This is a genomic window from Campylobacter sp. US50a, assembly GCF_004379015.1.
Lineage (GTDB): Bacteria > Campylobacterota > Campylobacteria > Campylobacterales > Campylobacteraceae > Campylobacter_D > Campylobacter_D jejuni.
This window is the reverse complement of record NZ_RYYJ01000001.1, coordinates 206848-233090: the sequence shown is the minus strand read 5'-3', so window position 1 is coordinate 233090 and position 26243 is coordinate 206848. Positions and strand designations below refer to the sequence as shown.

The window sequence follows — 26243 nt, the reverse complement described above, 5'->3', positions numbered from 1 at the left end:
CTATTTTAAGATAGCGCTATTTTTGATTTTTGCCAAAAATTCATCTACAAGTTTTGGTGCATATCCTACATAGGTTGTTGCATCAAGTAAAGCATCGATTTCTTTTTCTTTCAATACCTTAGATACTCTTTTATCTGCAAGTAAAACTTCTTTAAAGGTTTTTTGTTTTTCGATACCTAGCATAGCATTTTCATAAACAATTTCATGGGCATGTTGTTTTCCATAATGATCGCTTAATGCAAACATAACACGCTCTGCTAAAACAAAACCATTAAGAGTATTTAAATTTTTAAGCATTTTATCTTTTTTTACTTCTAAATCGCTAAGAGCGAATTTCATATTTGCTAAAACCACAGAAAGCATTAAAAACATTTCAGGTAAAAGCTTCCATTCCATTTTCCAAACTTGACCATCTCTTTCATGTTCATGTCTTTCAATATCACTTAAAATGGCTAAATTTGCTTTAAAGGCATTGCTTACTGTAACTGCATTTTCGCTTACCGCAGGATTTCTTTTGTGTGGCATAGTGCTTGATCCTACTTGTCCTTTGCCAAAAGGTTCGGCAACTTCATCAATTTCATTATGCGAAAGGATTAAAATTTCATGAGCGATTTTGTTAAAGGTTGCGTTGATATTACCTAGCACAAAACCAAGCTCTATAAAGCGATCACGTGCGCTCTGCCAAGAAATATTAGGCACATCAAGTCCTAAATTTTCTAAAGTGAGTTTTTCTACCTCATTGCACTCATCACTTAAACTTGCTTTAGTTCCTACAACACCTACTATACTGCCTACATAAAGTCTTTTTTCAAGCTCAAGTATTCTTTCAAAATGACGCTCAAGTTCGCTTAACCAAATAGCCACTTTATGTCCAAAAGTAATAGGCAAAGCTTGAAGTGTTAAAGTTCTTCCCATCATAGCAGTATTTTTATGGGTTTTAGCTAGTTTTGCTAGGGCTTTTGCGATAGCTTTTAATTCGCTTTTTATAAGAGTCATTGCTTCTTTAAATTGTAAAACCAGTCCTGTATCGATGATATCTTGAGTGGTTACTCCAAAATGCACATATTCTCCTAAATTATTATCGCAAGCTTTTTCTAATCCTCTTACAGTAGGAACTAAAGGGTGTTTAGTCTTTTTAAATTCAGCAAAGATAAAGTCCATATCCATAAATTTATAATGAGCTTTTTTTGCGATCTCATCAGCTGCTTTTTTAGGGATAATTTTAAGTTTTGCTTGTGCTTTTGCTAAAGCTGCTTCAACATCGAGCCATTTTTGTATGCGGTTTTGTTCGCAAAAAATAGCACGCATTTCCTGCGTGCTCCATGAGTCTGCTAGTAATCTATGATCAAATACGCTAATTCCTGTCATCTTATCTCCTTATTTTTTAATACTATCAAAAGCTTGTGTTAAATCAGCAATTAAATCTTTAGTATCTTCAAGACCTATATGAAATCTTACAAATGGCCCTCTTGCATTCCAATTTGTTGCAGTTCTAGGTGGAGTAGTTACGGTGGCTAAGCTTTCATATCCACCCCAGCTAGCACCAATTGAAAAGTATTCTAGTTTATCTACAAATTTAATAGCATCATCTTTGTTATAACCTTCTGCAAATTCTATGGTAATCATACCATTTGCACCTTTATGATCACGCATGAAAATTTTATGATTTGGGTGGGATTTGAGTTTTGGATAGAAAATTGTTTTAATTTCTTTTCTGCTTTGTAAAAACTCTACAATTTCATCAGCACTTTTTTCATGAGCTTTCATTCTCACATCTAGTGTTCTCATACCACGAAGTACTAAGTAAGCATCATCAGGGCTTGTTGTAAAGCCTAAAGCTTCTGGAAGTTTGTCAAAATTTTTCCATTCTTTTTCGTTGATTACTACTATACCCATGGTTACATCAGAGTGTCCGCTAAGATATTTTGTAGCGGCGATAACTGAAATATCCACCCCAAGTTCTAAAGGATTTAGAAAATATCCACTAGAATAAGTATTATCAATGGCTACAGGGATATTATGCGCATGGGCAATTTTGCAAAGTTTTGGTAAATCTATGATTTCATAAAGTATAGAACCTGGACTTTCACATAGGATAAGCTTGGTATTAGGTTTGATTTTTTCTTCTACATCACTTGCATCAGCTTTTAAAAAATCAATTTCAACTCCCATTTTGTCTAAAAATAATTCGCAAATCGTTCTTACAGGCCCATAAATTGCATCAGTAATTAAAAAATGTGCATCTTTGCTTGCATAGTTTAAAAGCACCATAGCTAATGCTGCAAGTCCTGTTGGGAAAAGTTGTGCTCTATAGCCACCCTCTAGAGTGCAAATAAGTTTTTCAAGTTCAAAATTGGTTGTTGTTCCTCTAGCTCCATAATTTAAAACACGATCTGTTTTTCTTAATTCTCTGTATTTTTGCCAAGTTGCGTGATCTTTAAAAAGTATGGTTGATGCACGCATAAGTGTAGGATTAACTGATCTTACTTCAGCGCCTTGATCACCTCTACCACAATGAATAAGTTTAGTTTTTGAGTTCATTTTTTCTCCTTTTTAAAGATAAATATAAGTCATAATAACATTTACAATAGCTGCTACAAGCATAGGAATAGCTGTTCTTTTAACCACGGCAAAAGGACTTACTTTTGCAATAGCTGAGATAGCTAAGATTGCTGGCGCAATAGGACTAACACATCTTCCAAAGCCCGTCATGATTTGAATTGGTGCTATCATGGTGATAGTTTCAACTCCAAAGTGTTTTGCTATATTTGGGATAAGTGGAGCAAAACTAAAAAATGCTGCATTTCCTGAACCCATTAAGAAAGCACAAACTGCAAGCAAGATTGAAACGACGATAATAATAGCCAAAACTCCAAATCCTGCATTTTTGCAAAATTCTATTAAAGTATCTACAAAACCTACAGATAAAAGACCACTTGCAAATACTTGACCACAAACGATGAGTGAAACTGTGATAACAAATAAATGTCCCATTCCTTTAAAGAAAATCATAATAGAATTAAGAGTTTCTACTATACTTTTATAGCGTATCATTTCAAAAATAATAGCCACAAAAGTTGAAATCACCATTGCTACTGGAACATTCATTTTAATGGCAGTGCTAGCAGCTGCTTTAACTTCTTCAGCACTACTTATTCCCATTAAAACCAAGATGCTATCAAGCACGGAACTAAATCCTAGGATTAAAACCAAAGGAATTATAGGTAAAATCGCATAAATTCTAGGAGGCTTTTTAAGTTCTTTTTCTTTACCTTCATTTTCATTTAGTTCTTTTTCAATTTCTTGTGCATTGAAGACAAAATTATCTTTTTTATCAAAAAATTTATTGCAAAGATATATCGCAATACCTACAGCTATAATGATAGGCAAGGTTGTAGGGAGTTGATAATGAACAAAATAAATTGCAGGATCAACTTCAGCTTTTTCTGAGGCCATGATCGATATATTGACAAATAGCAATCACACTTAAGGCAGAAAGTTTTGAAACGCCAGAACGTACAAGTATAGGATACATAGTAACCATAAGTAAAAGTGCCAAGCCTGCGTGAGAAGGGATGAAAAGAACTAAAAATTGCACGATAAAATAAGCAACTATGAGTAAAACATAAGGAGATTTTACGGCTTTTAAAGGTTTTTCAAAAACTTTAAAAAGTGCATAAGAAGCCCCTACATGATCCATATAAGCAGAAAAACCTGCTATAGTCATAAGTGTAAGTCCAAGTCCTGCTAATGTACTTGACATGGTTTGATTGAAAACTTGAAAAATATCAAAAAAACTTAAATTTAAAGAACCTTTTGCGACAATGTGTGGAGAAAGTCCAAAAATAGCAGCTAAGGAAAGTAAAAGTAAACCACTTAAAAGCAATGCCATGTGAGCATTGATTTTTTTATAAAGCATAAAAACAAGTAAAAAAATGCTAAATAGAGATAAAACAATACCTAGCATGTTTTATTCTTTTTGAGCAATGATCTCTATCTCTACTTTAGCTTTTTTTGGCAGATCTTTTACTGCAAAAGCACTTCTTGCTGGATAAGGAGCTTTAAAAAATTCAGCATAAATTTCATTAAATGCTATAAAATCATTAATATCAGCTAAAAAGCAAGTGGTTTTAATCACTTTATCATAACTGATACCATTTTCTTCTAAGATAGCACCGATATTTTTTAAAGATTGTTTGGTTTGTTCTTTGATATCAGAGCTTTCTATTTCTCCTGAAGCAGGGTTGATAGGAAGTTGTCCTGATATAAATAAAAGTCCATTTGCTTCTCTGTAAGCTGAGTATGGACCAATAGCTTTTGGATAGTTTGACATGAATTCTCCTTTGTTAAATATAGATTAAGCAGAGTGAATTTTATCACTACAATAATAACTTGTCAATAGTTTATTATTATAATAATAAAATTTTATTTTTTAAGAAATGTTTTAAAGTATAAAGAGTAGAATTTAATATTATATTAATTTTTTATTGAAGGCAGTTTTATGGATGAGGGACAAAAACAACAATTTATAAAGTTGACATATTTTTTAGGAGAAGTCCTAGGTGAGCAATATGAGATAGTATTTCATGTAATTACTGAAGATGGAGCTTATATTGCGGCAATTGCTAATAATCACATTAGTGGGAGAAGTTTAGATTCCCCCTTGACTGCTTTTGCAAGTGAGCTTATGCAAAATAAAAAATATTTAGAAAAAGATTTTTTATGTGATTATAAGGCTCTTGTTGGAAAATCAAAATTAATTAGAGGATCTACTTTTTTTATTAAAAATTATGATAAATTAGTAGGTATTTTGTGTATCAATCATGATACTAGCATTATGAGAGATTTAATATGCAAGATGATTGATTTAGAAAAAATTGGAGATATGGGTGATATTTTAGGAAATATTAGTTTTTCTCAAAATGATTCAAGCATAGAAACATTAAGTCACTCGATAGAGGATATTTTAGTTCAAAGTGTAGATTCTAGTTATTTAAATTCTGATTATCAATTAAGTATTACTCAAAAAGAAGAAATTGCTGAAAAGCTATATGAAAAAGGTATTTTTAATATAAAAGGAGCGGTTACTATCGTAGCAAAATTTTTAAAAATTTCAGAACCTAGTGTTTATAGGTATCTGAAGAAATTTAAAAAATAACTAAAATTTTTTGATAAATTTTAGTATTTTTAGGCTCATTTTCTTTAAAAAATTATTTTTAGATTTTTTGAGTAAAAATTCTGCCACATCTTTGCGTCCAAACATAATAGCAAAAGTATAAGGTGTCATTCCTAAACCATTGTTTTCATCAATATTTGCTCCATATTTAACTAAAAGTTCACACATAGGTAAGTATCCTTTAAAACAAACTCCCGCTAATGGGGTTTGTCCACGATCGTTTTTTTCATCTACTTTTGCACCTTTTTCTAAAAGCATTTTAGCGCTTTCATAAGAATTATTATAAGCTGCAAGCATAAGCAAGCTATCGCCTTTATGGGTTTTTAAATTTACATTTAAACCTGCTTCTATCATGATTTTAAGATTTTCATATTCATTATTTCTTGCAAAATTAAAAGCCATTTTACAAAGCTCTTCAAATCTTTTTTCTTCTTCTAAACTAAGAGTTATCATTGTTTTTCCTTAATTATTATAATCTTTAGTTTGCCACCAAAAGTGGCAAGTAAAAATTATTTTTCTAAAGCTTTTTTAATTCCTTTTGCATAATCAGGTGAAATTTTTTCAAAATGTTCTAAAGCTCTAGTGATAATTTTTTCATCAACTCCCTCCATAGAAGCGGCGATATTATGAAAAAGTTGAGTTTTTTGATCATCATTCATAAGATTAAATAAAGCTCTTGGTTGAGTATAAAAGTCATTATCTAGTGGAGCATATCTTTGTGCTACGCCTTCTAAGACTAAATCAGGTTCAAGATAGCTTTTATCTTCTTTTGGGCTGTTATCATAGCTGTTTGGTTCATAATAAGCAGCATCATTTTTATAATTATCAAAATTCATAGCACCAGCGACATTGTAAGTATTCACTTCGCTTTTTGCACGATTTACTGGTAAAAGATGATAATTAGTTCCTATTCTATATCTTTGTGCATCAGGATATGAAAAAATTCTAGCTTGCAACATTTTATCAGGGCTAAAGCCAATTCCAGGAACGATATTGCTTGGACTAAAGGCAGCTTGTTCAACTTCATTAAAATAATTTTGAGGATTTTTGTTTAGAATCATTTCGCCTATATCCATCAAAGGTACAAGACTATGAGGCCAAATTTTTGTTAAATCAAAAGGATTAAATCCAAGCTTTTCTATATCTTTTTCAGCAAGAATTTGAACTTGAACTTTCCATTTTGGAAAATCTTTATTTTCTATAGCATTATAGAGATCTCTTTGATGACTTTCCCTATCCTTTGCTATAAGCTCTGCAGCTTCTTGGTTGGTAAGATTTTTAATCCCTTGTTGGGTTTTAAAATGGAATTTCACCCAAAATCTTTCATTTTTATCATTAATAAAACTATAAGTATGGCTTCCAAATCCATGCATATGACGATAACTTGCAGGAATTCCTCTATCACTCATAAGAATGGTTACTTGATGTAAGCTTTCAGGACATAAACTCCAAAAATCCCAAGCAGCATTATTGCTTCTTAAATGTGTTCTTGGATCTCTTTTTTGAGTATGGATAAAATCAGGGAATTTATAAGCATCACGGATGAAGAATGTCGGAGTGTTATTTCCTACCAAGTCCCAGTTTCCTTCTTTGGTGTAAAATTTAATAGCAAAACCTCTCACATCGCGTTCAGCATCTGCTGCACCTGCTTCACCTGCTACTGTTGAAAAGCGTAAAAATAATGGAGTAACTTCGCCTTTTTGAAAAATTTTAGCTTTGGTATAAGCACTTAAGTCTGCCGTAATTTTTATTTCGCCATAAGCTCCACTTCCCTTAGCATGAACGGTTCTTTCTGGAATTCTTTCTCTATTTTGATGAGCAAGTTTTTCAAGTAAAAGATAATCTTGCATAAGTAAAGGTCCTTTTGCGCCTGCGCTTAATGAATTTTGGTTATCGGCTATAATGTTTCCAAAATCGTTAGTCAATTTTTTCATTGTTTTCTCCTAAATAATAAAATTTATTAATTAGTAAATTATATCTATTAAAAATTAAAATTAACTGAATAATTGCATTTTATTAATAATAAATTTCAAAATAAATTTAGTTTTTTTATATTATAATAATAATTATCAAAATATATTTTAAAAATCACAAAGGAGAATTTATGTCAGTTTTGGTTATTGGTGCAGATGAAATCACTCCTATTAGAGCTGTTTTACATGATTTAGGCGCTAAAAAAATAGAACACTGGGATGCGCGTAATGAAAATAGAGTTAATCGCAAGCCGATTCCTTGTGATACAGAATGTATAGTAATGTTAACAAGCTTTTTAAATCATAATACTATGAAAAAAATCAAAAGTGAAGCTAAAAAGCGTAAAATTCCATTAGTTTGTGCAAAAAGAAGTGTAAGTTGTGTGTATTGTGAATATTGTAAAATTTTTAATCTTAATAAAGAATTTTCTTGCTATAAAGGTTAAAGATGTTATTTGGATTTGATGATAAGCGAGAATTTATACCGCAAATTTATCGCTATTTAAACAATCAAGAGCTTATGTTGACTTTTTTAACTCAATATAATGCGAGCGTTGATAGCGCTCTAAAAATTCCTCTTTTATATGCAAAAAATACCAAGAGTTTAAAAATGATATTTGGAAATTTTTTACATGATATAATGCATGTTTCATTTGGTAAGATTCAAAATATAAATATCAAGCTTAATGCATACGCTTTCTACTTTCAAAAAAGAAAAAGCTTAATTTTTAATACTAAAATATCTAAGAATGTCGATCTTTTAAGACTTTTAAGAATTTATCTTTATGGCATTTGTTTTGATGCACAAATTTTATTTAGCTCTTATGTTTATGATAAGGTTTCTTTTCAAAATAATGGAAAAAATATAGATCAAGATGGTGATCTTATTATAATAGATAAGAAATTTGCAATTTTACCACTTTGCAAAGAGATTAATACATATAATTTAAAAATTGAAAATGAAATTTATGAATTATTGAATTTAATAAAAGAAAATAATTTTGAAAAATTTTATATTGTTTGTCCGCGTAACAAAAATTTCACACATTTTATTAAAATAAAACATTTTTTGTGTGATTTAAACAAAACTATGTTAAAATTAGTTCCGTATAAAATATCAAATCAAATTATAAGGAGAAAATAATGTCAGTAGCAGTAATCTATGGTAGTGCTATGGGGAATACAGAAGGAGCGGCTAATACAATTGCTTCAAAACTTGGAATTAGCGATGTTTTTAATATCTCAGATATTGATGCATCTAAAATAAATTCTTACGATAAATTAATTTGTGGAACTTCAACTTGGGGAAGTGGTGATTTGCAAGATGATTGGGATGGTTTTGATTTTTCAGGGCTTAGTCTTGGTGGAAAAACTGTAGCTGTATTTGGTATGGGTGATAGTGAAAGTTATTCTGACACTTTTTGTGGCGGCATGGGTAAATTAGCTCAAAATTTAAAAGATGCAGGTGCAAATTTGGTGGGAGAAGTTTCAACTGATGGTTATACATTTGAAGCAAGCGATGCGGTTGTAGATGGTAAATTTGTTGGACTTGCTCTTGACAATGATAATCAAGAAGATCAAACTGAATCAAGAATTGATGCTTGGGTAGAACAAATTAAACCTTATTTTGCTTAATAATTCTTAAAATCAAGAGTCTTTATACTCTTGATTGTCTTTTTTAAAAATAAAAAAAACTCACTATTTGATTTATAATTTTATTTTCTAAAGATAATTGACAGCGTTCTTTATTTCCAAGATAAGCCGTTCTTGCAAGAAGACTTGTTTTTTGAGAATTGTGATTTTTAGAGTTGATTTGTAAATTAACCTGCATAGTATAGTAGTTTTCTACCATCCATTCTCCATCACTTTCCAAAGGATCAAAATCATAAAAAAATCTTGCTGAAGTTGTGATTTTTTGAGCATAAGAATGCTTTTTCATATCTACAAGATTGATTAAAATTTCATAATCTGCATTCTCTTTTACTTCTTTTAAGCCTAAATTTTTAAGTTTTAAAGCCAAATCTCTATCCAAAGTAGTTTGAAGTTGGCTAGGATTTTGAAAGGAAATTTTAAAACTTTGTTGTTTTTGTGATCTGATAAAAATGCCTTCATTGCTTGTTTGAATAAAGCTTTGTATGAAAGTTGCATTGGTGCAAGCACTCATAAAGAGTGCTATAAAAAAGCTTAAAATTAAAGCAAATTTAGACATTAGGTTTATTTAATAATAGTTGGAGTAGCGCTAAGACCTAATGAGCGATATTTTTCATATAAGGAAAAAACTTCTTTTAATTCTGCATCACTTACTTTTGGATAATTTTTGATATTTGCATCATAGTATTTGTTTAAAATTGCGATTTTTTCTTTATCATTTTTTGCTTTTTTTGCTTCCTTGTAGATTAGAGCGGATTTTTCAAAAGCAGATTTTCCATGTACTGGAGTTAAAATATAATTAACTTGATAGTTTTTAAGTTCATCATCAATTTGAGCTAAATGTTCTCTACAATAAGGGCATTCAGGATCTGAAAAAACATAAATTGCAGGTTTATTTTTATCTCCCAAAGCTATTACCATGGTTTCTTTTTGTGCTACAGCTTTAGCATTTTTTGTAAAATTTTCCCTTGCTTCTTGAAATTTTTTCATTTCATATTCTTGAGCATAAGAAATTCCCGTTTTCAAGTCGATAAGATCAGGGGTAATAAAACTATCTTTTGTAAAAAGAATGTTTTCTTGTTTTTGTCCATTTAATTCAACGCTTACAATAACACTTTCAAAACCCGTATTACCAACCTTTTGACGATTTGATACGCTAACGGTAGCATTTGGAAATTGTGCTTTAATGCTTTTTGAATAAAAATCACTAATTTCTGAATTACTTGCAGCAAACAAAGATGCTGAACAGGCAAGAATTAAACTTAATTTTTTCATAGTTTATAAATCCTTTAAATAAATTATGTTTAATTCTATAATGATTTTCTAAATGTTTGTTAAAAATCTTTTTTCAGCTTCTTTGCTTACTTGAGGAAATTTGTCTAAGTATTCTAAATAAGCAATAGCATATTTTCTTGAAAGATTGAAATATTCTTTCATACTTTGCACATCAAGACTTTGATTTTTTAATAAATTTAAACATTCTTGCATAAGTTTTTCAAGAGCTTGTTTTTCTATAAAAAGATTGTGTGAAAGTCTTACAACTAAGCCTTTTTGGGTAAGTTTTTTGAGTATATTATCTCCGCTTTTTCTATCAAGTTCTAAAAAATCATAAAGATTATAAGGAGCTTCGGGTTTAATACCTTGTTTTTTTAAAATTTCATATAATTGATTATTATTTTTTTCTTGAAGTTTTTCAAAATCTATGCCTTTTTTAAAATAAATTCCATTTTGAAAATCCAATAAATTTGACATTTCTTTAAGTCCGAGTTCGCAAAAATTTTCACTTGCCCAAGTAATCCTTAAGGCTAAAGAATGTGCTGAAAGCATGGCATAAGGATTTTTTTCAAGTATAAATTTGATGAAATTTTTAATTTCTTCTAGACTTTGTAAATGATATACATTAAGATTTTTTTCATCGACAAATACTTGATTTAATTCTTTTGCTAATTTCAATGCTTTTTGATGAGAGAGTTTAAATCTTTGATAGCTTGAAAGCAAACCAAAGCCGTATTTATGTGCGTCTTTTAAGAAAGAAAAAGCTGCTTTAAAATCTTTATTTTTCAAAAACATTAAAAATTTATTTTTTTGTTCTTTTTTTAAAGGTTCGCTTAAAGGATTTAAAACCTTACCACCGCCTATAACGCGATTGTTTTGTAATAAAATAAAAGCCTCATCAAAACTTAAAAATACATTTTTATCAAAACTAAAATGCACAAAAAATTCATCATTTTCTAGTTTTTTTAATATATTTATTTTGCATTCTATTTGTCTTGAACCCACGCAAAAAATCATTTTGCTATTTTGTAAATTTTTTGCTTTAACTAAAGCATCGCATTCTTTAAAGGCTTTAAAATAACCTTTTTTACTTAGCAAATAACCTTTTTTCAACTCTTTATAATCACAATTTAAACTTAAAGCCACACGGTTACAAGCTTTGATTTGCTCTAAATTAGTATCGTGGTTTTGTATATTTTTAACAATGAGTTCTTTTTGAGTGTCTAAACAGATGATTTTTTCATTTAAAGTGATGCTTCCTTCATTAAGACTGCCTGTAACGACAGTTCCTATGCCTTTTAGAGAAAAAACTCTATCGATATAATAATGAAAAATCAGTTCTTCATCGTTTTCTTTATTTTCTATGGTATAAAGATAATTTTTTAATTCTTCTATGCCTTGATTATTTTTTATACTGGTGTGAAATACTTTTAAAATGGGATAATCTAAATTTTTTAACTCTTCTAAAATTTCTACACTTTTTTGCTCTATATTTTCACAAAGATCACATTTGCTAAGCACTAAAATGATATTTTTAATATCAAGAATTTTTAAAATTTCTAAATGTTCTAAACTTTGTTCTTTTAAACCTTCGTTAATATCTACGACAAATAAACAAACACTAAAGCCAAAAGCTCCACTTACCATAGTTTTAACCAAATCTTTATGTCCTGGAACATCGATAAAAGAAATGTTTTTATCTTTTAATTTAAGATTTGAAAAACTTAAATTAATGGTGATTTGTCTTTCTTGTTCTTCTTTTAAACTATCGCCTTCAAAACCATTTAAAGCTTTAATGAGTGAAGTTTTTCCATGATCAATATGTCCTGCGGTTCCTATAATAACAGATTTCATAAGTTTTCCATTTGATTGATTATAAGAATAAGTTTTTGAAGTTCATTTTCTCGTATAGTTCTAAAATCAAGAACAAATTCATCATTTTCAATGCGTCCTATGATATTTTCTTTTCTAAATCGAGTTTGTAGTTTTAAAGCATCTCCTTGAAAAGTCAGTATATAAGTATCTAAACTTTTATCAGGCATAGAACCTCCTCCTACTAAACTTTTGCTTTTTTTAAGCTGGGTTTGAAAAATTAATTCTTTTTGCACTCTTAAAGCTTTTTTTTCTATAAAGGATAAGTCATCATTTAAAAGTTTTAAGGTAATAATTTTTTCATAATCTTTTTGCAAATAAGCTTTTAAGCTTTCGTTTAAAAAAGATAGAGTTAATTTATCCACTCTTAGCATTCTTAAAAGTTGATTTTGTTTAAGCTTTTCTATGAGTTCTTTTTTTCCAAGTATAATGCCTGCTTGCACACTACCAAAAAGTTTATCTCCGCTAAAACTTAAAATATCACATTCTTGCACGAGTTTTTTGATTTTAGGTTCATTTTTAATCAGTTTTTCGTTTAAATTTTCACACCAGCCAGAACCTAGATCATAATAACTCAAAAGCCCTTTTTCTTTTGCTAGTTCATGTAGATCTTTTATATTTACTTCACTGTGAAAACCCATAAGAGCGAAATTAGACTTGTGGGTTTTTAAAATTAGAGCGGTATTTTCACTGATAGCTTGTTCATAGTCTTTTAAGTGTGTTTTGTTGCTAGTTCCAACTTCGCAAAGCTTTACACCTGCAGCTTTTATCACTTCAGGCACACGAAAACTTCCGCCAATTTCTACAAGTTCTCCTCTTGAGCTTATGACTTCTTTATCATAACAAAGAGAATTAAGTACTAAAAAAACTGCCGCAGCGTTGTTATTGACCACTAAAGCATCTTCGCATTCAAAAAGCATTTTAAGTTTTTCTAGTACCAAAGCATAGCGAGAGCCTCTTTTTCCATTTTCTAAATCAAACTCTACATTAGAATAATTACAAATGATATCTTTACATGCTTCATAAAGTTCTTCATGGATTACACTTCTGCCAAGGTTTGTGTGTATAACGACTCCGCTTGCATTAATCACACTTTGTAAGTCTTTGCGGTAAAAAGTTTTGATTTCTTTTTTGATTTCTAAAAGTAGTTTATTTTTAGAAATTTCATCTTGGGAAAAATTTTCTTTTAGTTTTGCGACAACTTTTTTACAAAAAAATGCTTTGATATAAAAAGGATAGGATTTTAAGCTCTCATCTTCAATAAGAGTGTTAATCTGTGGAAAAGTTCTCAATTTGTTCATCTTAAGCCTTAAGAAAATATTTGGTTATTTTAACATAGAATTTATAAAATGATGTTTTAAAGAGATTAAGGAAGACAATGCAAGATTTTGTTTATATAAAAAATGATGTTTTAATCCCTTTGCCTGATGCTATTGAAATTTTAGATCAGGCAAATGATAAAGAAGCATTAGTTTGCAATGATAAAAATCAAAAAGCACAAATTTATGCCCCTGAGATTAATTTTTATCTTAAAAATTCTCAAGATGAAATTTTAGAGCAAAGTAAAAATGTTTTAACGCTTTATGAAGCAAGAGCTAGCGTTTATGACTTAGGGCTTGATTTGGAACAAAGCAAAGAAGTGAAAAATCGTTTGATTTTAGTAGATAGCGATACTCAAACCGTAGAGTTTTTAAAAGAACATGGATTTAAGGTTATTGCTTTAAGCAGTGCAGAAATTTTAGCTGTTTTTGGAAGTGTAGGGGAACTTTGTGCTGTGGTTAAAAATCAAGGCGAAGAAGTGGAAATAGATTTTGATTTTTTACTTTTTAAAGCTGAGGATTTAAGCGTTGTGCGTAAAGATTTTACAAGACAAAGTGGATGTTATAATCTTTTAAATTTTGAAAATCTTGAAGTATTGTTAGAGTTTTTGCAAAGCAAAAGTCCAAAATATCATTATAAAACTTATATTAGCTATAATGCTAGCGTGTGTCAATACCACGAAAGACGCAGTGAGCATTGTGCAAAATGTGCTGAAATTTGTCCTACTGTGGCGATTTTAAAAGATGATGAAAAAAAGCATTTAGAATTTTCTCAAGTGGATTGTTTGGGTTGTGGAGGATGTATTAGTGTGTGTCCTAGTGGATCACTTGATTATGCTCCCATGCCAAGAGAAAGTTTTTTTACCCTTTGTGAGTTTTATAAAGATAAAAAAATTTTAATCATTCCTAAAAAAATGTCTTTAGAAAATTTAAATCTTGCTTTACCAAAAGATGTTTTACCCTTTATGATAGAGGGTGAAAAATGGCTTTCTTCTATGCATTTTTTAACGCTTTTGCAAAATAGCGGAGCAAATTTGGTTTTTTATACGGACTTTGTATCTCGTGGTAGCAATGAGGCTATTGTACTTTTAAATGCTTTTTTTGAGAGAAAATTTCAAAAAAAAGCTATTTTTGTTGCTAAAAATGAAAAAGAATTGCAAAATGTTTTAAAAGAGCAAGAATTCATACAAGATTTAAAATATGATTTTCATAACAACACCTTAACTACAAGAGAAAATTTTGCCAAAAGAATGCAAGAAATGATAAAAAATGAAGATTTTGGCAGTATAGAAAGTGGCGAATGGTTGCGTTATGGCAAGGTAGAAATCAATCCTAACACCTGTACGCTTTGTCTTTCTTGTGTGGGTGCCTGTAATGTAGGAGCTTTAATCGCTGATAAACAAGAAAATGCTTTGAAATTTAATGCTTCTCTTTGTACGACTTGTGGGTATTGTGAGTTAAGTTGTGCCGAAAAAGATACTTTAAAATTATTTCGTAGTGGAATGGAGTTTAGAGCTTCTTATTTTGAATATCAAACCATGGCAAAAGATGAGCTTTTTGCCTGTATAGAATGCGGTAAAGAATTTGCCACCAAAAAAGCTGTAGAAAAAATAGCCAATTTAATGAAACCTAAATTTGGTAATGATGAAAATAAAATCAAAACACTTTATTGTTGTGCAGATTGCAAGGCAAAAGTGATGATAAAAGCAATGGGTTTTGCGGGGCAAAATTAGATTTAGATCTTAATTTTGCCTTCTAATTCTTTTTTATTTGTAAGTTTACTATCAAATTTAACAACAAGATTTTTAGAGTTTTTATAAATATCTACAACTCCTAAATTTTCGCTAAAAGTACTGAAATTTAAAGGTGTTTCTAAAGGTAGATAAAGGTTTTTAAAATCAGCTGGATTTTTTAAGAAAAATAATGCCACAAGCCAAATTAGAGCTAAAACCACTAAAATAATAGCCAAAAGATTTAAGGCATCTAGATGTAAAAATATCCCTCCGATAATACCACCTATAAAACTTCCACCATATCCAAAAGCATTAAACAACCCTAATGCTGCACCTTTTTCATGAACTTTACAAAATTTTGATGCGCAACTTTGCATAATAGGTTCGTGTAAATTAAAACCTATAAAAAAAATCACAACTGCTATGATAAAAAAATCTATAGAATTACTAAAAGTAAAAAAAAGATAAGAAAGTATGAAAAAAACAATTCCTAAGAGTAAAATTTGTTTAGCTAAACCTCTTTTTTCGCCTAAACTTCCAGCAAAGCCCATAGCGATAAAACCTGCTATCATAGAAGCGCTATAAACAATCCAAAGTTTATCAGAAGCAAAGCCTAAATGTTTTACTAGGATAATAGGAATACTTAAAAATGCTATACTCATAAGCATTTTTTGCATGAAATTAGTAAGATTCATAAGGGCTAAATTTTTTTGTTTAATAAGATGAAAAAAAGGAGTTTTTTCATTTTCATGAGTGATTTTATTTTCTTTAGGTACAACGGTATAAAGTAAAATTATACATAAAAGAGACAAAGCCGCACTAAGATCAAAAAGGCTAGATAAACCCCATTTTGCACTCATTAGAGGAGAAATGACCATAGAAGCTGCAAAACTAAGTCCTATAAAAGAACCCATTACCGCCATGGCTTTACCACGATTTTCTTCTGTGATAAAATCACTTATCATTGCTGTAGCCACAGCTCCAATAGCTCCTGCACCTTGGAGCATTCTTCCTAAAAGCATGGTGTAAATATTTTCCGCAAAAGAGCAGATTAAAGAGCCTATTATAAAAATAATCAGTCCAATGAGCATGGTTTTTTTACGACCAATTTTATCACTTAAAATCCCAAAAGGCATTTGTAAAATCATTTGGGTTAAGGCATAAACACCAACTAAAAGTCCCACTAAAAATTCATTAGCGCCTTCAAGTTTTAAAGCATAAAGACTTAAAACTGGCAAAACTATAAAAAGCCCAAAAAATCTTGTTCCAACTATGAAAGATAAGGGTAAAACATTATTTAGCATTATCAATTTCCTATTAAATTTGAAATTTAAATTAGGATAATTTTACTATGAAATGTATTAAGCATTGATTAACATCGTTTTATCATTTAATATTTAAAAGCTACGCACAAGGATAAATTTTATAAAATCATATTTTTGTTTTTGATATTATTTTGGAGCTTTTGTTATGAAGATTATCCTAGCTACGAGCAATAAGCATAAGGTTTTAGAACTTAAAGAAATTTTGAAAGATTTTGAAATTTATGCTTTTGATGAAGTTTTAACGCCTTTTGAGATTGAAGAAAATGGAAAAACTTTTAAAGAAAATGCTTTGATTAAAGCAAGAGCGGTTTTTAATGCTTTGGATGAAAAGCAAAAAAAAGATTTTATCGCTTTAAGTGATGATAGCGGCATTTGTGTAGATGTTTTAGGAGGAAATCCAGGAATTTATTCTGCTCGATTCAGTGGTCAAGGTAATGATAAAAGCAACCGTGATAAGCTTGTAAATGAAATGATAAAAAAAGGTTTTAAACAAAGTAAGGCGCATTATGTTGCTGCTATTGCTATGGTAGGTTTGATGGGGGAATTTAGCACGCATGGAACAATGCATGGAAAAGTGATTGATACAGAAAAAGGTGAAAATGGTTTTGGTTATGATAGCCTTTTTATTCCAAAAGGTTTTGATAAAACCTTAGCCCAGCTTAGCGTGGATGAGAAGAATAACATCTCTCATCGTTTTAAAGCTTTAGAGCTTGCAAAAATCATTTTAAAGATTTTAAATAAAGGATAAGAAATGAAAAATTTTTTAAAATATATAGCTATTATTGTTTTAATATATGCTCTTTATGTTGGTTTGGAAACTTGGCTTTCTTAGAATAAATAGTGATTAAAAAGCTTGGTAATAAGAACAAACTTCCACTTAAAAGCAAAATCATTACAAAAACGGTTAAAATTCCAAAATAAATTGTTGGAATGAAATTACTACTCATCATCACGCTAAAACCTAAAACTATGCTAATTGTGGTATAATAAAGTGCCGAACCTATACTAAGGTGAGAAATCATAATGGCTTCTTCTAGGCTTTTGTTTTTAATTTCTTCTCTAAAACGATAAATATAATGTATAGCATCATCAACGCCTATACCTATAGCAATAGCAGCTATAGTAATACTCATCATATCCAAAGGAATACCTAAAAGCCCCATAAGAGCAAAAACCACACTTAAAGGAATAACATTTACCAATATAGCCGCAACTGAAAATTTTAAATCCCTAAAAACAATGATAAAAAGTATGAAAATAGCTAAAATTACAAATATAAGAGTATCAAATTGTGATGAAAAAAGACTTTGAAGCATATTATTATAAAGCACCATTATGCCTGTGATTTGCACTTCTACTCCATCGTTTTTTACAAGCTCGTTGAGCTGATTTTTAAGATCTATTAAAAACTCATTACGTCTTAAATTCGGATCAGAATCAACAATACGCATGCTAAATCTTAACTCGTTATTTTCTATACTTACAAAAGGTGAAAGCAAGTCTTGTTTAAATTTAGCAGGTAAATTCTCATTTAAAAACGCAAGGGCAAAATCATCTAACTCTTTTCCATCGTTGATATTTTTCCCTAGGGTTAAAAGACTATTAAGACTTAAAACCGAGCCTACAAATTCTTTGTTTTCTAAAAATTCATGAACTTTTTTTGCAATACGTGTTTTTTTAGAGTCAAACCAATAAGTTTCTTGTGTGGCTAAATTTTCAAATTCACTTTCAAAACTATCAAGTGCATCGCTTATATTTTGATCGTTTTTATTATTTGGAAAACGAATAATCACTTCTAAAGGCAAGGTTCCACCTAGATTTTTATCAATAACCAAAAGTCCTTTTTTGATTTCGCTACCATCTTTGAAATAATTGACAAAAGAATTTTCAACTCTGAGTTTTGAAATGCCTATTAAAGCTAAGATTATAGCAAGAACTGAAATTCCATAAATCATGCGACGCTTTTTAGGATCAAGAGCGGTTTTAGCACAAAAGGCTAAAAGATTAAATTTAAACTCTTTTTTATGATAATTTTTTGGTTTTAAAAGAACCAAGATACTTGCTAAAAATAAATAACTAAAGATAAGAGCTAAACCTATACCTATACTCATCATAATACCAAGTTTTATGATAGGTTCGATATTTGATAGGATTAAAGAAAAAAATCCTATCATCGTTGTAACAATGGCATAAAGGCTAGGATTTGCTTTGGCTAGTAAGGTTTCAAGCACTATGCGCTCAACTTTAGCTTTGGGATGATTTTGGGTGCTTTCGATAAAATGCGTGATCAAATGAACAACTACACTTAAGGTGATAATTAAAACTAAAGCAACGTAATTTGATGAAATAACCGTGATTTGAAAATTTAAAAGTGCAAAAACTCCACTAGCCGCACTTAAGCTTATAAAACAAATAAAAAGAGGTAAAAAAACAAAACGCCATGAACGGAAAAAATAATAAAGTGCAAATCCCAGTAAAAATACAAGAGAAACACCATAAAGCACAAGATCAGATTTTATATAAGCTATCATATCATCAGCGATCATGCTTACGCCACCAAGGTAGAGCGTATCTTTATTTTTTTCATAATTTCGAACTATGCTTTTAATAGTATCTAGACTTTGTTTCGTGATAACTTTTTGCTTGTCTTGATGTTCTTTTATGGCAAGACGAATTCGATCTTTTTCTTTTTCATTGGTAGCAAGATCGCGTTTTTCTACAAGATCATTATAAACTGTATCAGGCTTTAAGTAAATAATAAGCCCTGTTACTTTTCCATCTTTTGAGATGATATTATTTTTATAAAAGGGACTATTTAAAATTTCATTTTGGGCTTTTGTGCGGTTTATATCTTGGCTTTCTATGTTTGGGATATTTTTTAAAAGTTCTTTTAAATCCGTATTTTTTGAACTTTGAAGCAAAGGGGCATTGATGATACTAAAAACGCGTTCTACTAAAGGGGCTTTTTCTAATTCTTCATGAAGTTTTTTTAATTTGGCTAAATTTTCATTTGAAAAAGGTTTTTCATCATAGGGTTTAAAGGCTAAAAGTAAAAAATTATCACTTTTATAATGTTTTGAAATTTCTCTAAAAGTTTTTAAATCTGCATCATCTTCTAAAAGTAAACTTTCAGCACTTGCATCTACACTAAGCTTAAAAGCAAAAAAGCTTAAAAACAGGCATATAAACAAGGTTCCAAAAAAAGTACTTTTTGGACGAGAAATAAAAAACTTTAAAAGCTTTGCAAACATTATTCTATGACAATACTTTCAAGTTTTTGAAGTAGGGCATCAAAGCCTTGGTTGGCTAAAATATCTCCAAATTGCGATCTATAAGTTTGTACTATACTCACACCTAAAACATCTACATCATAAATAAGCCAGTTGTTATTATCATTGTAAAATTTGAAAATGATATTTTTTTCTTCCCCATCTACTACCATAGAAGTGGTTAAAAAATAGCGTTTTTCATTTTTTAACTCACCATTTTTGACCTTTAAAACTTGATCTTTATAAAGACTGAGTTTATCGGTAAAACTTTTTTTAAGACTTGCTTCAAAGGCTGTGGTAAATTTTTCTTGTTCTTTTGGATTTAATTTAGAATAATTTTTCGAAAGACTGAGTTTTGCCATGAGTTTATAATCTATTATACTATCAAAAAGTTTAAAAATTCCATCAGCAGCTTGTTTTTTATCTTCTTTGCTATCTTGTAAAAGTTTTAAGCTTGCATCAATGTTTTTTTGCATAGTACTAGAAATTTCATCTAGCTGCAAGGCAAAAGCATTAAAAAATAAAGCCAAGATTAGAAATATTTTTTTCATTATTTTCCTTTATTTGCTAAGTTCATTGCGTCTTTGCTCGTAAGCATCCCGCAAGAATGGATATAAATTAGGCGTGTTGTGATAAATTTCATCAATTTCATCAAGTCTAAAACTAAGTTCATTACCAAATCCATAAGCACTTATAGCTATACTTGCCCAAGTAGGATCAATGTAAGCGGTAAAACTTGCATACCAAGTTGCAGGTAAAGTAAGAGTGTCTCTAAGATTACTAGGGCCAAGTATAGGTAAGACAATATGAAAACCGCTTCCTACGCCCCAGTGAGCCAAAACGGTTCCTAAGTCCGCGGGATGTTTTTTAAGACCCATTTTTGATGCCACATCCATAAGTCCACCAAAGCCCATAATGGTATTGGCAGTAAATCTTTTAAATTCTTCTCCTGCTTCTTCAAATTTAAACTGCAAAACATTGCTTATAAAACGCAAAGGAGCAAGTAAATTATCAAAGAAATTTCTTACTCCTAATCTTATAAATTCAGGGGTGATGGCGTTATAGCCCTTAAGAACGGGACGCAAACCATAATCATACAAAGCCACATTAAAGCTTGTCATAGCTTTGTTATATCCTGAAAGCGGATCGTTTACTTGATAGTTTTGGTATTCTTGTTCAAAATCATCTAAATTTTGTTCTTTAGCAAAAGCAAAAATAGTAAAAAAAATTAAAATAAAAGATATAAATTTTATTCTCAAGCAAAAACTCCTAAAAATTTTAAAAGTAAAATTATAGCAAATTTTTAATCAAGATTTATATCCCAGTAAAAATCCACCCATTCAGTAGCTTCTTTTGCTTTAAAATCAGGCTCCAAAAGAGCAGTTTTTTTGTAAAAAATGGTTGCAATTTTAAGTTCTATATGAGGAAATTTTTCAAGCAAAACTTTTTTTATTTCTACTAAACTTTCTCCGCTATCTACTATATCATCAATGAGTAGAATTTTTTTGTGCTTGCTTAAATCAGGAATATTAAAAATTTCAATAGTATCAAGTTTTTTTGTATCATCGTAATGAATTGAGTTTAAAGCAAAAAGCTGACGTGTTTTTAAAGCTACTGCTAAAGAGTGTCCTAAACTCATTCCTCCTCTTGCTATAGCTAAAAGTGCATCAGGGTTAAAATCTTTTTTAATTTCTTTAGCAAGAATTTTTACATCTTCTTTAAATTCTTCATAGGAGTAAAATATCATTATATATCCTTAATTTATTGTAGTGCCATAAGTAAAAAATTACCCAAAGATAATAAACTTAAAACTATAATGCCAAGATTGATTTTATCCCATTCGCGTTTAAAAATTCTTACAAGCAAATAAGAAAGAAAACCAAAAGCAAAACCTGTGGTGATAGAGTAAGTAAAAGGCATCATGATAATAGTAAAAAAGCTTGCTACAGCTATAGCACTATCTTTAAAATCTATATTTTTAACTTCCATAAACATTAAAATTCCAACCATTACAAGTACGGGGTATATTGCGTTTGCAGGAATGGCTTTAAAAAGTGGCAGTAAAAAAAGTGTAAAAGCAAAACAAATAGCTACAACTAAAGCTGTAAGCCCCGTTCTTCCTCCGCTTTCAACCCCTGTAGTGCTTTCTACAAAAGCAGTAACTGTGGAAGTGCCTGTCATAGCTCCTAAGGCTGATCCTGTTGCATCTGCCATTAAGGTTTTGCTTAGTTTTTTTTCTCCATTTTTGGGATCATCAAAAATCTTTCCTCTTTCACCCACACCTGTGATAGTTCCTATACTATCAAAAAGTTGAGTGATGAAAAAAGTAAGAATTATAGGTATCATAGTAATATTTAAGGCGCTTTTGATATCAAGTTGTAAAAAGATGGCTCCTAAACCATTTTCCATGCTAAAATTTGGCAAAGAAAAGATTTGCACAGGAAAACTTGCATTATCTAAATGAAAAATCCAAGCGATAATAGAGCTTACTAATACCCCCAAAATAAAAGCTCCGCGAAGTTTTATAGCCCAAAAAAAGATGATTAAAGCTAGGGTAAAAATTCCAAAAAGCACATGAGGGCTTTTGAAATTTCCTATGCTGACTAAAGTATCTTTATTATGCATTATCACACCCATTTGACTTAAGCCTAAAAATGCAATAAAACAACCTATGCCTGCACAAATTGCAAGGCGTAAATCTTTTGGGATATTGCGGATTACCCAAAGGCGAAAATGTGTAAAAGAAAGTATGAGAAAAATAATACTTGAAATAAAAACAGCTCCTAAGGCACTTTGCCAAGCTATGTTTTGACCTAAACAAACCGCAAAGGTAAAATAAGCATTTAAACCCATTCCCACGCTCATAGCTACAGGAGTATTGGCAAAAAAAGCATTAAAAGCACTTGCAACTATGGTGATTAAAGCTGTTGCGGTGATTAAAGCTTCTATAGGCATTCCTGTATTTCCTACTATGCTAGAATTTACAGGGATAATATAAACCATAGCCAAAAAAGTAGTAAGCCCTGCTATAACTTCAGTTTTAAAACTCGTATTGTTTTCTTTGAGTTTAAAAAAGTCCATTTTTTCTCCTTAGTAGGTTTTTAGCTCGTTATATAAACTATCGCGTTCTACAGGAATAAGATTTGAAGTTTTTATCATATCGATAAAAGTTTTTAAACTTGTGCCTTTGGCAGATTTTGCACCACCTGCGCTTTGTATGCTTTCTTTTTCTATAGTGCCATCTAAATCATTAGCCCCAAATTCTTGTGCTACCATGGCTAAATTTAAAGTCATTGTTGCCCAGTAAGCTTTGATATTTTTAATATTATCAAGCACTAAACGAGCAATGGCAATGGTTTTTAAAATTTCTTCACTATCCATGATTTTATCAGTTTGTATAAAGCTATTATCCCTTTGCCAAACTAGAGGGATAAAAGCATTAAATCCACCGGTTTGATCTTGAAGATCACGCAGTCTTAACATATGATCGATCCTGTGATGTCTTTCTTCTATATGTCCAAAAAGCATGGTAGCATTACTTTGTTTGCCTTTTTCATGCCAAAGTTTATGAATTTTAAGCCAATTTTCACTGCTAACTTTTCCATGACAAATTTTCTTACGCACTTCTTCATCAAAAATTTCAGCTCCACCGCCTGGCATGGAATCAACGCCGTATTCAAGCATTTTTTCTATCACTTCTTCATAGCTCATTTTAAAACGACGATGTAAAAAATCAATCTCAGCAGCAGTCATAGCTTTTACATGAAGATTAGGATATTTTTCTTTTATCATTTTAAAAATTTCTAAATACCACTGCCAAGTTGTATCTTTGTTATGAGCTGAAACGATATGTACTTCTTTAGTTTCTCGTTTTACAGTTTCATCGACGATTTTCATGATTTCTTCATGAGTCATCAAATAAGGATTAGGATTTTTTCGGTGTGCTGAAAAGGCGCAAAATTTACAGGTATCTGCACAGATATTAGTTGGATTGATATGGCGATTGATATTAAAATAAACTTTTTTTCCATGAAGTTTGGTGCGTTTTTTATGGGCGTATTTGCCTAGGGTAAAAAGATCTAGATCCCAAAGTGCATTGGCTTCTTCTTGGTTTAATCTTTCTTCATTTTCTAGTTTGGTAATTAAATTTTTCATTTTAATTTTACTCTTTTGCTGTTTTTAAATAAAGCATTATAATTTTTGCTTACTGAAAAAGAGTTTATAGAAAAAGCCAAAATAAAAGATATTTTTGTTAAGATTATTATTAAAATATTAAAATTTAAAAGAGAGTGGAAATTTTGTTAAATAAAGAATTAGAAATTTTTAAAAAAAATCTTAGTTCCTATACCCAAAGTTGTAGAAAATTTTTTCTTAAGCAAGGGGCGTTTAGTTTATATCATTCTAAAAATATGGATAATTTCATAAAAAAAGCTTATGATATAGTTCTTAAAGATTATTTTGATGATTTTTCACCTCCAAGTGATAATATCCCTTTTTGTGTTTTAGCAAGCAAAGCATATGCAAACAATAGTCTTTGTTTTAATGAAAGTATTTCTTTGATTTTTGTTTATAAAGATATTAAGGCTTTTCATTTAAAACCTATGATTAAGGCTTTTATTGAAATTTTAAATGATACACATTTGCAAATTGACTCTGTTATCTTAGAATTTAATGGACTTTATAATGCTAGCAATGAGCTTAAGACTTCTATAATACAAACTCGTTTCATATGTGGTTCTAGGATTTTATTTAAAGGGATTAAGACGAAATTTGAGAGTATTTTAGAAGAAAATAAAAATGATTTTGCCAAGCTTTTGCTAGAAAATTTTAAAGAATTTGATATTCCATTTATAAAGCAAGAATTTAATATCTTAAAAGATTTTGGCGGATTAAATCATTTAAGATTCTTAGAGAGTTTGCTTGTTCTTTTTAAGACTTCTCCAAAAAATTATGCTTTAAATTTTATAGATGAAAAAAATTTAAGCGAGTTGCGTTTAGCTGGAGATTTTTTACTTTCTTTAAAATCAGCGATGAATTTATTAAGTGCTAAAGATGAGGATGAGTTTTTACTTATTAATGTTCATGATTTGAGTGAATTAATGTATAAAAAAGCTAAAAAACATTTTGGAGCAAATGAGTTGTTGGTTCAAAAGGCTTTGCAAAGTATGCATACTATAGGTTTTTATACACACTTTCTAGCAAAGCAAATTCAAGATGGATTAAATCATACCCCTAAACAAGAGTATAAATTTAAAACTCTTATAGAAGTTTTAGAATACTTATTAAAACTTGAAGATAAAGAGGTTATTTTCGATCTTAACTTGGTTTTTGCCCTAAGAAGATTGAAATACGGTAAAAAAGATATAGAAAAAGCTTTAATACTTTTTGAGAAAATTTTTTATAAAAGGCATAGTTTTTGTGTTTTAAAACTTTTGCTTGATAGTGGAATTTTAAAAGATTTATGCAAGCCTTTTTGGACAGTTCGTTTTTTAAGTGATGAAGAAGGAAATTATAGTTTTGATGAGCAAGTTTTTCTTATGTTAAGTGAATTTGAAAAATACGAAGATGAGCTTGAGATACTCCAAAAACTTAAAACCGATGAAAAAATGATTTTAAAGCTTGTGATACTTTTAAGCGCTATAGAAAGTGAAAATGAAATTTCTTTAGCAGGCATATATAGAGCGTATTGCTCCAAATTTGATTTAAAGAATGAAATTTTAGAATGGGGTCTTAAAATATTTAAAAACAATAATGCCTTAAAAGATCTTGTAGAAAAAGAAGATATATACAATCCTATTGTTGTAAGTAGTTTGGTTTCTAAATTAGAAAATTTAGAAAATTTAGAGCTTTTATACACTTTAACTTGGCTAAAGGCTAAGGCTTTAAATTACAATGCTTTTTATTTTAGAGTTCTTGATAAACTTTTAGAAAATGCAAAACAAGGTTTTGAAGATGAAAATCTACTTGAAGAAAGCGCAAGAAGAGTAAAAAAAGAATTAACACTTAAAAGAAGTAAGATTTTTTTAGAGCAAGATGAAATTTTGCAAGATAAAATCATACATATCAAATCAAATCTTTTTATTATAAAAAATACTTTTGAAGATATTGTTATGATTTCTAAATTAGCCAAAGAAAATGATTTTAAATTTTGGTTTAGCAATGAAACAAATCTTAGTTTGCAAATTGTTGCACCACTTCATTTTAATATTGCTATTATTTTAAGTTCTTTAACAAATTTAAATCTTATTTTCATGAATTTTTTTGAACTTTTTGATGATAAAATTTATTTAAGATTTGAATATGATAATATTATCAGTGATGAACAAAAACTAAAACTTTGCGAGCTTTTAAATTCAAATCTTTCTGGTTTTAATTTGAAAAAAATTAAAAAGCCAATCATTAAAAAAGATGAGTTAAAATTAGACTTAAATTATTCTAAAATGTATGCCAAATTAGGTCTTAATACTAAAGATCAGCAAGGTTTAATGGCGTATTTGATGAATGTTTTTAATGAACTTGAACTTGTTTTATGTGCAGCAAAAATTCAAACCATAAGACAAAGGACGCGTAATATTTTTATTTTTCAAAAGAATGAAAAACTAGAACATAGCGAGCAAAAGTTAGTTAATTTATTAATAAGTGAGTAAAAAA

Annotated in this window: 23 protein-coding genes and 1 pseudogene; 7 read left to right on the top strand and 17 right to left on the bottom strand. The window is 29.8% G+C overall.

The window, feature by feature from the left end; translation table 11 throughout:
* From purB to ELQ11_RS01130, 4 genes and pseudogenes are all read right to left on the bottom strand, one after another.
* Complete coding sequence (gene purB, locus ELQ11_RS01145) at positions 1-1368, bottom strand: adenylosuccinate lyase (protein ID WP_126264537.1); 1368 nt, start codon at positions 1366-1368, stop codon at positions 1-3.
* A gap of 9 nt (positions 1369-1377) precedes the next feature.
* Positions 1378-2541 (bottom strand): PLP-dependent aspartate aminotransferase family protein, encoded by a 1164-nt coding sequence (locus ELQ11_RS01140; RefSeq protein ID WP_126264538.1) that lies wholly within the window; start codon positions 2539-2541, stop codon positions 1378-1380.
* A gap of 12 nt (positions 2542-2553) precedes the next feature.
* Positions 2554-3967 (bottom strand): annotated as a pseudogene (gene dcuC, locus ELQ11_RS01135) (C4-dicarboxylate transporter DcuC).
* Between the two features lie 3 nt (positions 3968-3970).
* Complete coding sequence (locus tag ELQ11_RS01130) at positions 3971-4333, bottom strand: RidA family protein (RefSeq protein ID WP_126233342.1); 363 nt, start codon at positions 4331-4333, stop codon at positions 3971-3973.
* A gap of 168 nt (positions 4334-4501) precedes the next feature.
* Here ELQ11_RS01130 and ELQ11_RS01125 point away from each other — a divergent pair, with 168 nt between their 5' ends.
* Positions 4502-5158: a transcriptional regulator gene (locus tag ELQ11_RS01125; protein WP_126264539.1), complete on the top strand. Its 657-nt coding sequence runs from the start codon at positions 4502-4504 to the stop codon at positions 5156-5158.
* Here ELQ11_RS01125 and ELQ11_RS01120 read toward each other — a convergent pair whose 3' ends face one another.
* Together ELQ11_RS01120 and ELQ11_RS01115 are read right to left on the bottom strand one after the other, a co-directional pair.
* A complete protein-coding gene (locus ELQ11_RS01120; RefSeq protein ID WP_044778870.1) occupies positions 5159-5629 on the bottom strand; it encodes a Cj1386 family hemin-binding protein in 471 nt (156 codons plus the stop codon).
* Between the two features lie 56 nt (positions 5630-5685).
* Positions 5686-7110 (bottom strand): catalase, encoded by a 1425-nt coding sequence (locus ELQ11_RS01115; protein WP_052950116.1) that lies wholly within the window; start codon positions 7108-7110, stop codon positions 5686-5688.
* A gap of 170 nt (positions 7111-7280) precedes the next feature.
* Between ELQ11_RS01115 and ELQ11_RS01110 the strand changes: the two genes are divergently transcribed.
* The 3 genes from ELQ11_RS01110 to fldA are packed head-to-tail and all read left to right on the top strand — an operon-like array spanning position 7281 to position 8784.
* On the top strand, positions 7281-7595 hold the full coding sequence (locus tag ELQ11_RS01110) for a DUF2325 domain-containing protein (protein WP_002870622.1): 315 nt from the start codon (positions 7281-7283) through the stop codon (positions 7593-7595).
* Positions 7596-7597: 2 nt separating this feature from the next.
* The gene (locus tag ELQ11_RS01105) at positions 7598-8293 is read left to right on the top strand and encodes a hypothetical protein (RefSeq protein ID WP_134225104.1); all 696 of its coding nucleotides are present in this window, start codon (positions 7598-7600) and stop codon (positions 8291-8293) included.
* Positions 8293-8784 (top strand): flavodoxin FldA, encoded by a 492-nt coding sequence (fldA, locus tag ELQ11_RS01100; protein WP_002871975.1) that lies wholly within the window; start codon positions 8293-8295, stop codon positions 8782-8784. The genes ELQ11_RS01105 and fldA overlap by 1 nt, the downstream gene beginning before the upstream one ends.
* Before the next feature lie 43 nt (positions 8785-8827).
* Here fldA and ELQ11_RS01095 read toward each other — a convergent pair whose 3' ends face one another.
* Genes ELQ11_RS01095 through selA form a run of 4 tightly spaced genes read right to left on the bottom strand, consistent with a single transcriptional unit; the run spans position 8828 to position 13247 of the window.
* The gene (locus ELQ11_RS01095) at positions 8828-9358 is read right to left on the bottom strand and encodes a hypothetical protein (RefSeq protein WP_002930951.1); all 531 of its coding nucleotides are present in this window, start codon (positions 9356-9358) and stop codon (positions 8828-8830) included.
* Between the two features lie 5 nt (positions 9359-9363).
* Positions 9364-10074 (bottom strand): DsbA family protein, encoded by a 711-nt coding sequence (locus ELQ11_RS01090; protein ID WP_052858252.1) that lies wholly within the window; start codon positions 10072-10074, stop codon positions 9364-9366.
* A gap of 48 nt (positions 10075-10122) precedes the next feature.
* A complete protein-coding gene (selB, locus tag ELQ11_RS01085; protein ID WP_002893949.1) occupies positions 10123-11928 on the bottom strand; it encodes a selenocysteine-specific translation elongation factor in 1806 nt (601 codons plus the stop codon).
* Positions 11925-13247, bottom strand: a complete 1323-nt coding sequence (gene selA, locus ELQ11_RS01080; protein WP_134225103.1) for an L-seryl-tRNA(Sec) selenium transferase — start codon at positions 13245-13247, stop codon at positions 11925-11927. Before selA ends, selB begins: the two co-directional genes overlap by 4 nt.
* 77 nt (positions 13248-13324) lie before the next feature.
* On the opposite strand from selA, the gene ELQ11_RS01075 reads away from it, so the two are divergent.
* Complete coding sequence (locus ELQ11_RS01075; protein WP_126232382.1) at positions 13325-14998, top strand: 4Fe-4S dicluster domain-containing protein; 1674 nt, start codon at positions 13325-13327, stop codon at positions 14996-14998.
* Positions 14999-15000: 2 nt separating this feature from the next.
* On the opposite strand, the gene ELQ11_RS01070 is transcribed toward ELQ11_RS01075, so the two are convergent.
* Entirely contained in the window at positions 15001-16302 is a 1302-nt protein-coding gene (locus ELQ11_RS01070) for an MFS transporter (RefSeq protein ID WP_134225102.1), read from the bottom strand.
* A gap of 166 nt (positions 16303-16468) precedes the next feature.
* Here ELQ11_RS01070 and rdgB point away from each other — a divergent pair, with 166 nt between their 5' ends.
* Positions 16469-17071, top strand: coding sequence for an RdgB/HAM1 family non-canonical purine NTP pyrophosphatase (rdgB, locus tag ELQ11_RS01065; RefSeq protein ID WP_044778863.1), 603 nt, complete (start codon positions 16469-16471; stop codon positions 17069-17071).
* A 31-nt stretch (positions 17072-17102) separates the two neighbouring features.
* On the opposite strand, the gene ELQ11_RS01060 is transcribed toward rdgB, so the two are convergent.
* The 6 genes from ELQ11_RS01060 to mqnE are packed head-to-tail and all read right to left on the bottom strand — an operon-like array spanning position 17103 to position 23747.
* Entirely contained in the window at positions 17103-19574 is a 2472-nt protein-coding gene (locus ELQ11_RS01060; RefSeq protein ID WP_126254452.1) for an RND family transporter, read from the bottom strand.
* Complete coding sequence (locus ELQ11_RS01055) at positions 19574-20143, bottom strand: phospholipid-binding protein MlaC (RefSeq protein ID WP_002862046.1); 570 nt, start codon at positions 20141-20143, stop codon at positions 19574-19576. Before ELQ11_RS01055 ends, ELQ11_RS01060 begins: the two co-directional genes overlap by 1 nt.
* A gap of 9 nt (positions 20144-20152) precedes the next feature.
* The gene (locus ELQ11_RS01050; protein WP_002862045.1) at positions 20153-20851 is read right to left on the bottom strand and encodes a VacJ family lipoprotein; all 699 of its coding nucleotides are present in this window, start codon (positions 20849-20851) and stop codon (positions 20153-20155) included.
* A gap of 44 nt (positions 20852-20895) precedes the next feature.
* The gene (locus ELQ11_RS01045; RefSeq protein ID WP_002862044.1) at positions 20896-21339 is read right to left on the bottom strand and encodes a phosphoribosyltransferase; all 444 of its coding nucleotides are present in this window, start codon (positions 21337-21339) and stop codon (positions 20896-20898) included.
* Positions 21340-21353: 14 nt separating this feature from the next.
* Positions 21354-22673, bottom strand: coding sequence for an NCS2 family permease (locus tag ELQ11_RS01040; RefSeq protein ID WP_002893965.1), 1320 nt, complete (start codon positions 22671-22673; stop codon positions 21354-21356).
* Positions 22674-22682: 9 nt separating this feature from the next.
* Positions 22683-23747 carry an aminofutalosine synthase MqnE gene (gene mqnE / locus ELQ11_RS01035; RefSeq protein WP_002862042.1) on the bottom strand — a complete coding sequence of 355 codons (1065 nt, stop codon included), beginning with the start codon at positions 23745-23747 and terminating at the stop codon, positions 22683-22685.
* A 143-nt stretch (positions 23748-23890) separates the two neighbouring features.
* Between mqnE and ELQ11_RS01030 the strand changes: the two genes are divergently transcribed.
* Positions 23891-26239: a nucleotidyltransferase gene (locus tag ELQ11_RS01030; protein ID WP_044778859.1), complete on the top strand. Its 2349-nt coding sequence runs from the start codon at positions 23891-23893 to the stop codon at positions 26237-26239.
* The last annotated feature ends 4 nt before the right edge of the window (positions 26240-26243 follow it).

What these genes read in the sequence shown, in the direction of transcription:
- purB (WP_126264537.1), bottom strand. Translation starts at nt 1,368, where the DNA reads ATGACAGGAATTAGCGTATTTGATCATAGATTACTAGCAGACTCATGG.
- ELQ11_RS01140 (WP_126264538.1), bottom strand. Translation starts at nt 2,541, where the DNA reads ATGAACTCAAAAACTAAACTTATTCATTGTGGTAGAGGTGATCAAGGC.
- ELQ11_RS01130 (WP_126233342.1), bottom strand. Translation starts at nt 4,333, where the DNA reads ATGTCAAACTATCCAAAAGCTATTGGTCCATACTCAGCTTACAGAGAA.
- ELQ11_RS01125 (WP_126264539.1), top strand. Translation starts at nt 4,502, where the DNA reads ATGGATGAGGGACAAAAACAACAATTTATAAAGTTGACATATTTTTTA.
- ELQ11_RS01120 (WP_044778870.1), bottom strand. Translation starts at nt 5,629, where the DNA reads ATGATAACTCTTAGTTTAGAAGAAGAAAAAAGATTTGAAGAGCTTTGT.
- ELQ11_RS01115 (WP_052950116.1), bottom strand. Translation starts at nt 7,110, where the DNA reads ATGAAAAAATTGACTAACGATTTTGGAAACATTATAGCCGATAACCAA.
- ELQ11_RS01110 (WP_002870622.1), top strand. Translation starts at nt 7,281, where the DNA reads ATGTCAGTTTTGGTTATTGGTGCAGATGAAATCACTCCTATTAGAGCT.
- ELQ11_RS01105 (WP_134225104.1), top strand. Translation starts at nt 7,598, where the DNA reads ATGTTATTTGGATTTGATGATAAGCGAGAATTTATACCGCAAATTTAT.
- fldA (WP_002871975.1), top strand. Translation starts at nt 8,293, where the DNA reads ATGTCAGTAGCAGTAATCTATGGTAGTGCTATGGGGAATACAGAAGGA.
- ELQ11_RS01095 (WP_002930951.1), bottom strand. Translation starts at nt 9,358, where the DNA reads ATGTCTAAATTTGCTTTAATTTTAAGCTTTTTTATAGCACTCTTTATG.
- ELQ11_RS01090 (WP_052858252.1), bottom strand. Translation starts at nt 10,074, where the DNA reads ATGAAAAAATTAAGTTTAATTCTTGCCTGTTCAGCATCTTTGTTTGCT.
- selB (WP_002893949.1), bottom strand. Translation starts at nt 11,928, where the DNA reads ATGAAATCTGTTATTATAGGAACCGCAGGACATATTGATCATGGAAAA.
- selA (WP_134225103.1), bottom strand. Translation starts at nt 13,247, where the DNA reads ATGAACAAATTGAGAACTTTTCCACAGATTAACACTCTTATTGAAGAT.
- ELQ11_RS01075 (WP_126232382.1), top strand. Translation starts at nt 13,325, where the DNA reads ATGCAAGATTTTGTTTATATAAAAAATGATGTTTTAATCCCTTTGCCT.
- ELQ11_RS01070 (WP_134225102.1), bottom strand. Translation starts at nt 16,302, where the DNA reads ATGCTAAATAATGTTTTACCCTTATCTTTCATAGTTGGAACAAGATTT.
- rdgB (WP_044778863.1), top strand. Translation starts at nt 16,469, where the DNA reads ATGAAGATTATCCTAGCTACGAGCAATAAGCATAAGGTTTTAGAACTT.
- ELQ11_RS01060 (WP_126254452.1), bottom strand. Translation starts at nt 19,574, where the DNA reads ATGTTTGCAAAGCTTTTAAAGTTTTTTATTTCTCGTCCAAAAAGTACT.
- ELQ11_RS01055 (WP_002862046.1), bottom strand. Translation starts at nt 20,143, where the DNA reads ATGAAAAAAATATTTCTAATCTTGGCTTTATTTTTTAATGCTTTTGCC.
- ELQ11_RS01045 (WP_002862044.1), bottom strand. Translation starts at nt 21,339, where the DNA reads ATGATATTTTACTCCTATGAAGAATTTAAAGAAGATGTAAAAATTCTT.
- ELQ11_RS01040 (WP_002893965.1), bottom strand. Translation starts at nt 22,673, where the DNA reads ATGGACTTTTTTAAACTCAAAGAAAACAATACGAGTTTTAAAACTGAA.
- mqnE (WP_002862042.1), bottom strand. Translation starts at nt 23,747, where the DNA reads ATGAAAAATTTAATTACCAAACTAGAAAATGAAGAAAGATTAAACCAA.